At 61.5% G+C, this 13293-nt stretch carries 7 protein-coding genes; all 7 read right to left on the bottom strand.

Features of this window, described 5'->3' with window-relative positions; all coding sequences use genetic code 11:
- Positions 1-651: GTP-binding protein (locus ABE493_RS10360; protein ID WP_346498836.1), on the bottom strand; the 651-nt coding region annotated here is incomplete at its 3' end.
- Between the two features lie 51 nt (positions 652-702).
- Positions 703-2844 carry an elongation factor G gene (gene fusA, locus ABE493_RS10355; protein WP_346498835.1) on the bottom strand — a complete coding sequence of 714 codons (2142 nt, stop codon included), beginning with the start codon at positions 2842-2844 and terminating at the stop codon, positions 703-705.
- 135 nt (positions 2845-2979) lie between these two features.
- Complete coding sequence (gene rpsG, locus ABE493_RS10350) at positions 2980-3447, bottom strand: 30S ribosomal protein S7 (RefSeq protein ID WP_303749028.1); 468 nt, start codon at positions 3445-3447, stop codon at positions 2980-2982.
- Between the two features lie 10 nt (positions 3448-3457).
- Positions 3458-3832, bottom strand: a complete 375-nt coding sequence (gene rpsL / locus ABE493_RS10345) for a 30S ribosomal protein S12 (protein WP_004145320.1) — start codon at positions 3830-3832, stop codon at positions 3458-3460.
- Between the two features lie 227 nt (positions 3833-4059).
- Positions 4060-8283, bottom strand: a complete 4224-nt coding sequence (gene rpoC, locus ABE493_RS10340) for a DNA-directed RNA polymerase subunit beta' (RefSeq protein WP_346498834.1) — start codon at positions 8281-8283, stop codon at positions 4060-4062.
- An 89-nt stretch (positions 8284-8372) separates the two neighbouring features.
- A complete protein-coding gene (gene rpoB, locus ABE493_RS10335) occupies positions 8373-12563 on the bottom strand; it encodes a DNA-directed RNA polymerase subunit beta (protein ID WP_346498833.1) in 4191 nt (1396 codons plus the stop codon).
- Between the two features lie 344 nt (positions 12564-12907).
- The gene (gene rplL / locus ABE493_RS10330) at positions 12908-13273 is read right to left on the bottom strand and encodes a 50S ribosomal protein L7/L12 (RefSeq protein WP_346498832.1); all 366 of its coding nucleotides are present in this window, start codon (positions 13271-13273) and stop codon (positions 12908-12910) included.
- Between the last annotated feature and the right edge of the window lie 20 nt (positions 13274-13293).

Raw genomic sequence — 13293 nt, 5'->3', positions numbered from 1 at the left:
CACCGGCATCAGGAACGGCTTGTCAACATCGCGCTCCGGGGTCGGGATCCAGCTGTCCAGTGCATCGACCAGCTTCAGGATGGCCGGCACGCCGATTTCGCTCTGGTCACCTTCCAGCGCCATACGCGCCGAACCGTGAACGATCGGGGTGTCGTCGCCCGGGAAGTCGTACTTGCTCAGCAGCTCACGAACTTCCATTTCGACCAGCTCGAGCAGCTCGGCGTCGTCAACCATGTCGGCCTTGTTCAGGAACACGACGATGTACGGCACGCCGACCTGACGCGACAGCAGGATGTGCTCGCGGGTCTGCGGCATCGGGCCGTCAGCAGCCGAACACACCAGGATCGCGCCGTCCATCTGGGCAGCACCGGTGATCATGTTCTTGACGTAGTCAGCATGGCCCGGGCAATCCACGTGGGCGTAGTGACGGTTGGCGGATTCGTACTCAACGTGCGCGGTCGAGATCGTGATACCACGAGCCTTCTCTTCCGGCGCGGCGTCGATGGCCGAGTAATCCTTGAATTCGCCACCGAAGCGCTCTGCACCGATCTTGGTCAGTGCAGCGGTCAGCGTGGTCTTGCCATGATCGACGTGGCCGATGGTGCCAACGTTGACGTGCGGCTTGGTACGTTCGAACTTACCCTTGGACATATGTAATTCCTTGATTAGCTAAAACTTGGAGGGAGAGGCTGAGTCTGAGACTCAGCCCTTCTTGATGACGGTTTCGGCGATGTTGTTCGGCGCCGGCTCGTAATGGTCGAATTCCATCGTGAAGGTTGCGCGACCCTGGGTCTGCGAACGCAGCGCGGTGGCGTAACCGAACATTTCGCCCAGCGGGATCATCGCGTTGATGATGCTGGCCGAACCGTCACCGGTGGTGCCCGAGCCCTGCAGAACGCCACGACGACGACTTACGTCGCCCATCACGTCACCCTGGTATTCCTCCGGGGTCACGATCTCGACCTTCATGATCGGCTCCAGCAGCACCGGCTTGGCCTTGGCGAAGCCCTGCTTGAAGGCCATCGACGAGGCGAGCTTGAACGCCATTTCCGAGGAGTCAACGTCATGGTACGAGCCGAACACCAGCTTGACCTTGACGTCCACCACCGGGAAGCCAGCCAGCGGACCGCTGGTGATGGTTTCGCGCAGGCCCTTTTCCACGGAAGGAATGAATTCCTTCGGGATCACGCCGCCGGTGATGTCGTTGATGAACAGGAAGTCGTCCTTGATGGAACCGGCCAGCTTCGGATCGGCACGATCTTCAGCGGTGATCGGCGACAGCTCGATCACGACGTGACCGTACTGACCCTTACCACCGGACTGCTTGGCGTGCTTGTAATCCGACTTGACGTCAGCCAGCTGGATGGTTTCGCGGTACGCAACCTGCGGCTTGCCGACGTTGGCTTCAACGTTGAACTCGCGCTTCATGCGGTCAACGATGATGTCCAGGTGCAGCTCGCCCATGCCGGAGATGATGGTCTGGCCGGATTCTTCGTCGGTCTTGACGCGGAACGACGGATCTTCCTGTGCCAGACGGCCCAGTGCCAGACCCATCTTTTCCTGGTCCGACTTGGTCTTCGGCTCGACAGCCATCGAGATCACCGGCTCCGGGAACACCATGCGCTCAAGCACGATCGGTGCTTCAAGCGAGCACAGCGTGTCACCGGTGGTGGTGTCCTTCAGGCCCACGGCAGCCGCGATGTCACCAGCCAACACTTCCTTGATTTCTTCGCGGTTGTTGGAGTGCATCTGCAGGATGCGGCCGATGCGCTCCTTCTTGTTCTTCACCGAGTTCAGCACGGTGTCGCCACCGTTCAGGGTGCCCGAGTAGACACGGAAGAAGGTCAGCGCGCCAACGAACGGATCGGTGATGATCTTGAACGCCAGCGACGAGAACGGAGCCTTGTCGTCCGACTTGCGGGTCATCTCGATGGTGTCGTCGTCAACGTCGGTGCCCTTCACGTCCGGCACGTCGATCGGCGACGGCAGCAGCTGGATCACGCCGTCAAGCATGGCCTGCACGCCCTTGTTCTTGAACGCCGAGCCACAGAACATCGGCACGATTTCAACGGCCAGCGTACGGGTACGCAGTGCCTTGATGATCTCGTCCTCGTTCAGCTCTTCGCCGCCCAGGTACTTTTCCATCAGCTCTTCGCTGGCTTCAGCCGCGGTTTCGATCATGAAGGTGCGGGCTTCTTCAGCCGCTGCCTGCATGTCAGCCGGGACTTCGCCGTACTCGAACTTCATGCCCTGCGAAGCGTCATCCCAATGGATGGCCTTCATCTTGAGCAGATCGACCACGCCCTTGAAGCCTTCTTCAGCGCCGATCGGCAGCTGCATCGGCACGGCGACAGCGCCGAGCTTAGCCTTCAGCTGGTCACGGACCTTCAGGAAGTTGGCACCGGTACGGTCCATCTTGTTGACGAACGCGATGCGCGGCACCTGGTAACGGTTGGCCTGACGCCACACGGTCTCGGACTGCGGCTGCACGCCACCAACGGCGCACAGCACGAACACCGCACCGTCGAGCACGCGCAGGGAGCGTTCGACTTCGATGGTGAAGTCAACGTGCCCGGGGGTATCGATGATGTTGAAGCGGTGCTCCGGCAGGGACTTGTCCATGCCCTTCCAGAACGCGGTGGTAGCAGCGGACTGGATCGTGATGCCACGCTCCTGCTCCTGCTCCATCCAGTCCATGGTGGCGGCGCCGTCATGCACTTCACCGAGCTTGTGGCTCTTACCGGTGTAGAACAGGATGCGCTCGGACGTGGTGGTCTTGCCGGCATCGATGTGAGCCATGATGCCGAAGTTACGGTAACGCTCGATAGGAGTGGTGCGGGCCACGGGAGCCTCTCAATTTCTTGGAATTCGGATGGCCGAACGCCGCCTTGCGGCGGCCTTCGGATTGAAGCAGCGCTAAGAGCGCTACAAGCAGCACCACATGGGTGCCAGGGGCCCTGTTTCCAAGGCCCCTTCAACTCACCAGCGGTAGTGAGCGAAGGCCTTGTTCGCTTCCGCCATACGGTGGGTTTCTTCACGCTTCTTGATGGCGCCGCCGCGGTTTTCCGAAGCGTCCAGCAGTTCAGCAGCCAGCTTGCGCGGCATGGTGTTCTCGCCGCGCTTACGCGCCGAGTCGATCAGCCAACGCATGGCCAGGGCCATCTTGCGCGAAGCACGCACTTCGACGGGCACCTGATAGGTGGCACCACCGACGCGACGCGACTTCACTTCGACGCCCGGAGCAACGTTGTCCAGTGCCTTCTGCACCAGCTCGATTGCGTTCGGGTTCTTTTCGCCGATCACGTCCATGGCGCCATAGACGATCTTTTCAGCAACGGACTTCTTGCCGCTCAACATGACCATGTTGATGAAGCGGGCAATGGTTTCGCTCTTGTGCTTCGGATCCGGCAGGACCGAACGCTGGGGAGTATTACCTTTACGTGACATGTCTTATTCCTCAGGCCTTCGGACGCTTTGCGCCGTACTTGGAACGCGCCTGACGACGCTTGGCAACGCCGGCGGCATCGAGCGAGCCACGGACGGTGTGGTAACGCACACCCGGCAGATCCTTGACGCGACCGCCACGGATCAGGACCACGGAGTGCTCCTGCAGGTTGTGGCCTTCACCACCGATGTAGGAAATGACTTCTTCCTGGTTGGTCAGGCGAACCTTTGCAACCTTACGCAGAGCCGAGTTCGGCTTCTTCGGGGTGGTGGTGTAAACGCGCGTGCAGACGCCACGGCGCTGCGGGCACTTGTCGAGTGCCGGCGAGGCACTCTTGTAGGTGGTGGCTTGGCGCGGCTTGCGCACCAGCTGGTTGATCGTCGCCATCAGTAGGTTCTTCTGATTGGGGCCGTAAAAACGGCCAGGATGCGGAAATTGTAAAGCAGGCCAAATTTTTGGCCTGCTGAGACAGACGATTGTAGCAACTTGTCAAGAGCCCAGTCAAACAAGCCCATGCCAAGCCAGCCCTGATCCAGAGCTGTTACAGGGGTATCTCCATATGCCCCGTTCAGGTCGAACTGCCGGCCCGCGAGCGGGCCGGCCGATCTAACTACTTACTCTTCACCAGTAGCCTGTTCAGCTTCCGGTGCTGCAACTTCGGGCTCCGCGACCACGACCGGACCGGCCAGGGTTGCGATTTCCGATTCGGTCAGACCCGACGCGTTACGGCGGCGCTGGGCATGATACGCAAGACCGGTGCCCGCCGGAATCAGGCGGCCAACGATCACGTTTTCCTTCAGGCCGCGCAGGCCGTCGGAGGTGCCGCGCACGGCAGCCTCGGTCAGCACGCGGGTGGTTTCCTGGAACGAAGCGGCCGAAATGAACGACTCGGTCGCCAGCGATGCCTTGGTGATACCCAGCAGCACCGGCTCGAAACGGGCCGGCAACTCGTTGCGACCGGCCAGCTTCACGTTCTCTTCGATCACGCGCTGGCGCTCGGCCTGCTCGCCATTGAGGAACTTGCTGCTGCCCTGGTCGACGATTTCCACCTTGCGCAGCATCTGACGCGAGATCACTTCAATGTGCTTGTCGTTGATCTTCACGCCCTGCAGGCGGTAAACGTCCTGGATTTCCTTGACCAGGTAACGGGCCAGTTCTTCCACACCCTTCAGGCGCAGGATGTCCTGCGGGCTCGGCTCGCCGTCCACCACGGTTTCACCGCGGGTCACGTGCTCGCCTTCGAACACGATGATCTGGCGGTACTTCGGAATCAGCTCTTCGTGCTCCGAACCATCGGTGTCCTTGATGATCAGGCGCTGCTTGCCCTTGGTGTCCTTGCCGAAGCTGATGATGCCCGAACGCTCGGCCAGGATCGCCGGATCCTTCGGCTTGCGTGCTTCGAACAAGTCGGCAACGCGCGGCAGACCACCGGTGATGTCGCGGGTCTTGGACGCTTCCTGCGGGATCTTGGCAACCACGTCGCCCACGCCTACCGGCGCGCCATCCTGCAGGTTGACGATCGAGCGCGGCGGCAGCAGGTACTGTGCCGGCAGGTCGGTACCCGGGATGGTCAGGTCATTGCCCTTGCCATCGATGATGCGGACCAGCGGACGCAGATCCTTCGCCTGCGAGCCACGACGCTTCGGATCGGTGATTTCGCGCGAGGCCAGACCGGTCAGTTCGTCGGTCTTCTCGATCACGGTCACGCCATCGATGAAGTCGATGAAGCGCACGAAACCAGCCACTTCCGACACGATCGGGTGGTTATGCGGATCCCAGTTGGCCACGGTCTGGCCAGCCTTGATTTCCGCACCGTCCTTGACGCCGATGCTGGCACCGTACGGCAGCTTGTAGCGCTCACGCTCACGGCCATGCGGATCGAGCACGGAGATTTCACCCGAACGCGAGACGGCAACCAGCGAACCGCTGGCCTGCTCGACGTGCTTCAGGTTGGAGAACTTCACCGAACCGGTGGTCTTGACGGTGATGTTGTCGACCGCAGCCGCACGCGATGCCGCACCACCGATGTGGAACGTACGCATGGTCAGCTGGGTACCCGGCTCACCGATCGACTGTGCGGCGATGACGCCAACCGCTTCACCGATGTTGACGATGTGGCCACGGGCCAGATCGCGGCCGTAGCAGCGACCGCAGACGCCGAACGAGGACTCACAGGTGATCGTCGAGCGGACCTTGATGGTCTGCACGCCAGCTTCTTCCAGCTTGTTCACCCACTGCTCGTCGAGCAGCGTGTTGCGGGTCACGATCGGATCTTCGTCGTTGCCCGGCAGGAACACGTCCTCGGCCACAACGCGGCCCAGTACGCGCTCCTTCAACGGCTCAACCACGTCGCCGCCTTCCACGATCGGGGTCATGGTCAGACCTTCCGAGGTACCGCAGTCGACTTCGGTGATCACCACGTCCTGCGCCACGTCGACCAGACGACGGGTCAGGTAACCCGAGTTCGCCGTCTTCAACGCGGTATCGGCCAGACCCTTACGGGCACCGTGGGTGGAGTTGAAGTACTCCTGCACGTTCAGGCCTTCACGGAAGTTCGCCTTGATGGGCGTCTCGATGATCGAGCCATCCGGACGCGCCATCAGGCCACGCATACCGGCCAGCTGACGGATCTGCGCCTGGCTACCACGGGCACCGGAGTCGGCCATGATGTACAGCGAGTTCATCGACTTCTGGTCGACCAGCTCACCGTCGCTACCAATGACCTTTTCGGTACCAATGGTTTCCATCATCGCCTTGGCGATGCGCTCATTGGTGCGCGACCAGATGTCGACCACCTTGTTGTAGCGCTCGCCGGCGGTGACCAGACCGGACTGGTACTGCTCCTGGATTTCCAGCACTTCGGCTTCAGCTTCGCCGAGGATGCCCTTCTTCTCGTCCGGGATCAGCATGTCGTCGATGCCGATCGACACGCCAGCGCGGGTTGCGTAGGCATAGCCGGTGTACATCAGCTTGTCGGCGAACACCACGGTGTCCTTCAGACCCAGCAGACGGTAGCTCTGGTTGATCAGACGCGAGATGTTCTTCTTGGTCATCTCGGTGTTGCACAGCTCGAACGGCAGGCCTTCCGGCATGATCTCGCTCAGCAGCGCACGGCCGATGGTGGTGTCGACGATCGAGGTCTTCTTGACCTTGTTGCCGTCTTCGTCACGCTCGACCTGCACGATGCGCACCTTGACGCGCGCATGCAGTTCAACCAGGCGGTTGTCGTAGGCACGCTTCACTTCGTCGGTGTTGGCGAAGACCATGCCTTCGCCCTTCTTGTTCACCAGCGAGCGGGCCATGTAGTACAGGCCCAACACGACGTCCTGCGACGGCACGATGATCGGCTCGCCGTTGGCGGGCGACAGGATGTTGTTGGTGGACATCATCAGCGCACGCGCTTCCAGCTGGGCTTCCAGCGAGAGCGGCACGTGGACGGCCATCTGGTCACCGTCGAAGTCGGCGTTGAATGCGGTACAGACCAGCGGATGCAGCTGGATGGCCTTGCCTTCGATCAACAGCGGTTCGAACGCCTGGATGCCCAAACGGTGCAGGGTCGGCGCACGGTTCAGCAGCACCGGATGTTCGCGGATGACTTCTTCCAGGACGTCCCAGACTTCGCCTTCTTCGCGCTCAACCAGCTTCTTGGCAGCCTTGATGGTGGTAGCCAGGCCACGACGCTGCAGCTTGGCGAACACGAACGGCTTGAACAACTCAAGCGCCATCTTCTTCGGCAGGCCGCACTGGTGCAGCTTCAGGTACGGACCCACGGTGATCACCGAACGGCCCGAGTAATCGACGCGCTTGCCCAGCAGGTTCTGACGGAAGCGACCCTGCTTACCCTTGATCATGTCGGCCAGCGACTTGAGCGGGCGCTTGTTGGTGCCGGTGATGGCACGGCCGCGACGGCCGTTGTCCAACAGGGCGTCAACCGATTCCTGCAGCATGCGCTTTTCGTTGCGCACGATGATGTCCGGAGCGTTGAGCTCCAGCAGGCGGCGCAGACGGTTGTTGCGGTTGATGACGCGGCGGTACAGATCGTTCAGATCCGAAGTCGCGAAGCGGCCACCGTCCAGCGGAACCAGCGGACGCAGGTCCGGCGGCAGCACCGGCAGCACGGTCATCACCATCCACTCCGGGCGGTTGCCCGACTCGAGGAAGGCTTCGACCAGCTTGATGCGCTTGGTCAGACGCTTGAGCTTGGTTTCCGAACCGGTCGAGGCGATTTCTTCGCGCAGGCGAACCATTTCGGCCTGCAGGTCGATGGTGCGCAGCAGTTCGTAGACAGCCTCGGCGCCCATTGCGGCGTCGAAGTCATCGCCGTGTTCCTGGCGTGCCTGCAGGTACTGTTCTTCGGTCAGCAGCTGGCGGCGTTCCAGAGCGGTCAGGCCCGGCTCGGTCACCACGTAGGCTTCGAAGTACAGCACGCGCTCGATGTCACGCAGGGTCATGTCCAGCATCAGGCCGATGCGCGACGGCAGCGACTTGAGGAACCAGATGTGCGCGACCGGCGATGCCAGGTCGATGTGGCCCATGCGCTCGCGACGCACCTTGGCCAGGGTTACTTCGGTGCCGCACTTTTCGCAGACGACGCCGCGGTGCTTCATGCGCTTGTACTTGCCGCACAGGCACTCGTAGTCCTTGACCGGCCCGAAGATGGCGGCGCAGAACAGGCCGTCACGTTCCGGCTTGAAGGTACGGTAGTTGATGGTTTCCGGCTTCTTCACTTCGCCGAAGGACCACGAACGGATCAGGTCCGGCGAGGCCAGCGCGATCTTGATCGCGTCGAAGTCCAGCGTCTGGCGCTGCTGGTTGAAGAGGTTGAGCAGGTCTTTCATGGTGTTCTCCGAAAGGAGGAAATCTTTGTCGATGGGCTGTCAGTCAGTGCTGGCGGCGCTGCTGCATCACTGCAGCAGCGCCTGCGCAATCAACCGCCTTCCAGTTCCATGTTGATGGCCAGCGAGCGGATTTCCTTCACCAAAACGTTGAAGGATTCCGGCATGCCCGCAACCATCTCGTGCTCACCGTCGACGATGTTCTTGTACATCTGGTTACGGCCCTGTACGTCATCGGACTTCACCGTCAGCATTTCCTGCAGGGTGTAGGCCGCGCCGTAGGCTTCCAGTGCCCAGACTTCCATTTCACCGAAGCGCTGACCACCGAACTGCGCCTTGCCGCCCAGCGGCTGCTGGGTAACGAGCGAGTACGGACCGGTCGAGCGGGCATGCATCTTGTCGTCGACCAAGTGGTTCAACTTCAGGTAATGCATGTAGCCGACCGTGGTCTTGCGGTCGAAGGCTTCGCCGGTGCGGCCGTCATACAGCTGCATCTGCGTCTTGCTGGTGTTGAAGCCCAGGCGTTCGGTTTCCGGGGCACCGTCCGGGTAGGCGAGATTCAGCATTTCGCGGATCTCGTCTTCGGCCGCGCCGTCGAACACCGGGGTTGCCATCGGCACGCCGTCGGTCAGGTTCTTGGCCAGGTTGATCAGCTCGTCGTCGCTGAACTGGGTCAGGTCAACACGCTCTTCGGAAATGGCCGAATCGTGGTTGTAGATCTTGCCCAGGAACTCACGCAGTTCACTGACCGCACGCTGCTGTTCCAGCATGCCCTGGATGCGCTTGCCCAGGCCCTTTGCGGCCCAGCCCAGATGCACTTCCAGAATCTGGCCGATGTTCATACGCGAAGGCACGCCCAGCGGGTTCAAGCAGATGTCCACGGTGTTGCCGTCAGCCATGTACGGCATGTCTTCGACCGGCACCACGTTGGAGACCACACCCTTGTTGCCGTGGCGGCCTGCCATCTTGTCACCCGGCTGGATGCGACGCTTCACGGCCAGGAACACCTTGACCATCTTCAGCACGCCCGGTGCCAGATCGTCGCCCTGGGTGATCTTGCCGCGCTTGTCGGCAAAGCGGCGCTCGAATTCCTTCTCGTGTGCCTGGATCTGCATCTGGGCACGTTCGATGGCGTCGGAGGCGTCGTCGTCCTTCATGCGCAGGGTGAACCAGTCGGACTTCTTCAGGCCGTCCAGCAGCGCATCGGAAACCACGTCACCCTTCTTCAGGTTGGCGCCGCCGTTGGCAACCTTACCCACGATCTGCGAGCGCAGACGTGCGTAGATGGCGCCTTCGAGGATGCGGAACTGGTCGTCGAAGTCCTTCTTGACGCGCTTGATCTCGTTTTCTTCGATCTGGCGTGCGCGCTTGTCCTTCTCGATGCCGTCGCGGGTGAAGACCTGCACGTCGATGACGGTGCCGTCCATGCCCGGCGGAACGCGCAGCGAGCTGTCCTTAACGTCGGAAGCCTTCTCGCCGAAGATCGCGCGCAGCAGCTTCTCTTCCGGGGTCAGCTGGCTCTCGCCCTTCGGCGTCACCTTGCCAACCATGATGTCGCCGGCGCGCACTTCTGCACCGATGTACACCACGCCGGATTCGTCCAGACGGTTCAGCGCCTGCTCGGACACGTTCGGGATGTCGGCGGAAATTTCCTCCGGCCCCAGCTTGGTGTCACGTGCAACGCAGGTCAGTTCTTCGATGTGGATCGTGGTGTAACGATCTTCTTCGACCACACGCTCGGACAGCAGGATGGAGTCTTCGAAGTTGTAGCCGTTCCACGGCATGAAGGCGATCAGCATGTTCTGACCAAGCGCCAGTTCACCGATATCGGTGGACGGGCCATCGGCCAGCACGTCGCCGCGCGCGATCACGTCACCCACGTTCACCAGCGGACGCTGGTTGATGCAGGTGTTCTGGTTCGAACGGGTGTACTTGATCAGGTTGTAGATATCGACGCCGGCATCGGCCGGATCGGTGATCTCGTTCTCGTTGGCCTTGACCACGATGCGGCCGGCGTCGATCTGCACGATCTCGCCGCCACGCAGGGCGTTCACGGTCACACCGGAGTCACGGGCCACGGCGCGTTCGATACCGGTACCCACCAGCGGCTTCTGCGCACGCAGGGTCGGCACGGCCTGACGCTGCATGTTGGCGCCCATCAGTGCGCGGTTTGCGTCATCGTGCTCCAGGAACGGAACCAGTGCCGCAGCAACCGACACGGTCTGCATCGGCGAGACGTCCATGAAGTGGACTTCTGCCGGCGGCTTGAGCAGCGACTCACCCTGGAAGCGGCACGGTACGAACTGCTCGGTGAGCATGTTCTTGGCATCGGTCAGGGCGTTTGCCTGGGCGATGACGTACTCGTTTTCTTCGATGGCCGACAGGAACTCGATCTCGTCGGAGACCTTGCCGTCATGCACCTTGCGGTACGGGGTTTCCAGGAAGCCGTACTTGTTGGTGCGTGCGAACACGGCCAGCGAGTTGATCAGGCCGATGTTCGGGCCTTCCGGCGTTTCGATGGTGCAGACGCGACCGTAATGGGTCGGGTGCACGTCGCGCACTTCGAAGCCAGCGCGTTCGCGGGTCAGGCCGCCCGGGCCCAGGGCCGAGACGCGGCGCTTGTGCGTCACTTCCGACAGCGGGTTGTTCTGATCCATGAACTGCGACAGCTGCGAGGAGCCGAAGAATTCCTTGATCGCAGCAGCAACCGGCTTGGCGTTGATCAGTTCCTGCGGGGTCAAGCCTTCCGACTCGGCCATCGACAGGCGCTCCTTGACCGCGCGCTCGACGCGGACCAGGCCCACGCGGAACACGTTCTCGGCCATTTCGCCGACCGAACGCACGCGACGGTTGCCCAGGTGATCGATGTCATCGACCACGCCACGACCGTTGCGGATCTCGGTCAGCACCTTGATCACGTCCAGGATGTCCGAACCTTCGCCGTGTGCGGCGACCAGGCGCTTGGATTCCTCGTCGTTGCGCTCGCCGAAGTACTTGCGGTCGTACAGCACCGACTCACCGGTGACTTCCTTGCGGCCGACACGACGGTTGAACTTCATGCGGCCGACCGTGGACAGGTCGTAGCGCTCGAAGGTGAAGAACAGGTTGTGGAACAGGTTCTGTGCAGCGTCCTTGGTCGGCGGCTCGCCCGGACGCATCATGCGATAGATTTCGACCAGCGCTTCGAGCTGGGTCTTGGTGCCATCGATGCGCAGGGTGTTGGACAGGTAGGCGCCACGATCAAGATCGTTCACCCACAGCGTGCCCACTGCATCAACGCCCGCCTTGCGGAAGTTCTGCAGCTGCTCTTCGCTGATTTCGTCATTGGCCAGGGCCAACAGCTCACCGGTGTTGGCATCGACCACGTCGTGCGACAGGATGCGGCTGACCAGGTAGTCATCCGGCACGGCCAGCGCGGCAATGCCCGAGGACTGCAGCTGCTTGATATGGCGCGCGGTGATGCGCTTGCCGGCTTCCACGATGACCTTGTCGCCATCGGCCAGGTCGAAGTTCAGCGTTTCGCCACGCAGACGCTCCGGCACCAGCTCCAGCTGCACGCCTTCGTCCGGGTTGATGTGGAAGGTGTTGACCTCGAAGAACTCGGCCAGCATCTCTTCGTTGTTGTAGCCCAGCGCACGCAGCAGCACCGACACCGGCAGCTTGCGGCGGCGATCGATACGGGTGAACAGCGCGTCCTTCGGGTCGAACTCGAAGTCCAACCAGGAACCGCGGTACGGGATGATGCGGGCGCTGTACAGCAGCTTGCCCGAGCTGTGGGTCTTGCCACGGTCGTGGTCGAAGAACACGCCCGGCGAACGGTGCAGCTGCGACACGATGACGCGCTCGGTACCGTTGACGATGAAGGTGCCGTTGTCGGTCATCAACGGGATTTCGCCCAGATAGACCTCCTGTTCCTTCACGTACTTGATCGCCTTGGTGGACGATTCGCGGTCGTAGATGACCAGACGCACGGTGACGCGCAGCGGTGCGCCGTAGCTCATGCCACGCTGGCGGCACTCGCGCTCGTCAAACACCGGGTCGCCCAGCTTGTAACCGACGTATTCCAGGGCAGCGTTGCCGCTGTAGCTGGAAATCGGGAACACCGACTTCAGCGCAGCATGCAGGCCGTGGTCGGAGCGCTTGGCCGGGTCGATGTTTTCCTGCAGGAATTCGCGGTACGAATCAACCTGGATCGCGAGCAGGAACGGCACCTCGAGGATCGAGCGCTGCTTGCCGAAATCTTTGCGGATGCGCTTTTTTTCGGTGTACGAATAGGACGTCATGAGGTCTTCCACCTTGTTGTGCGGGCCGTGCGTCCACAACCCGTAAGGAAACTTGAAATTGTCAGTTGGAAGTCGCTGGTATTGCCGGCACCAGCACGCCTTCTCCCGCTACTTCCAACTGCCAACTCGCTTGTATCGGCTGCGGGTCACTCCATCGTCTGGAGCGCAGCGCCTGACACTTGCCACGTTGGTCTTTCTGAAGCTTGCCGAGCATGGCTCGGCACTACCCCGTTGCAACCGGGCACGCCCGGCATTACAACGGTTTGAAACGACCAAAGGCCGGGGGCTTTACGCCCCCAGCCTCAGCTGCATCGCCGCGAATCGATGACGATGCAAGGAACTGATTACTTCAGCTCGACGGTCGCGCCGGCGGCTTCCAGGTCCTTCTTGAACTTCTCGGCCTCGTCCTTCGACGCGCCTTCCTTCACGATGCCGCCGGCTTCTGCCAGGTCCTTCGCTTCCTTCAGGCCCAGGCCGGTGATGGCGCGGACAGCCTTAATCACTTCGACCTTCTTGGCGCCGGCATCCTTCAGGATGACGTTGAATTCGGTCTGCTCTTCAACAACAGCAGCCGGGCCAGCAGCAGCAACTGCAACCGGGGCAGCAGCCGAGACGCCGAACTTCTCTTCGATGGCCTTGACCAGCTCCATCACTTCCATCAGGGACTTTTCGGCGATCGCGTCGACGATCTGATCGTTGGTAAGGGACATTTTGATTACCTTTTGAAAAT

The organism is Stenotrophomonas terrae (assembly GCF_039674165.1).
Taxonomy (GTDB): domain Bacteria; phylum Pseudomonadota; class Gammaproteobacteria; order Xanthomonadales; family Xanthomonadaceae; genus Stenotrophomonas; species Stenotrophomonas terrae_A.
The sequence above is the reverse complement of the archived record's forward strand: the minus strand, read 5'-3'. Positions and strand labels throughout refer to the sequence as shown.

Coding starts and splice junctions, on each gene's coding strand:
- rpsL (WP_004145320.1), bottom strand. CDS start 3,832: ATGGCGACGATCAACCAGCTGGTGCGCAAGCCGCGCCAAGCCACCACC.
- rpsG (WP_303749028.1), bottom strand. CDS start 3,447: ATGTCACGTAAAGGTAATACTCCCCAGCGTTCGGTCCTGCCGGATCCG.
- rplL (WP_346498832.1), bottom strand. CDS start 13,273: ATGTCCCTTACCAACGATCAGATCGTCGACGCGATCGCCGAAAAGTCC.
- rpoB (WP_346498833.1), bottom strand. CDS start 12,563: ATGACGTCCTATTCGTACACCGAAAAAAAGCGCATCCGCAAAGATTTC.
- rpoC (WP_346498834.1), bottom strand. CDS start 8,283: ATGAAAGACCTGCTCAACCTCTTCAACCAGCAGCGCCAGACGCTGGAC.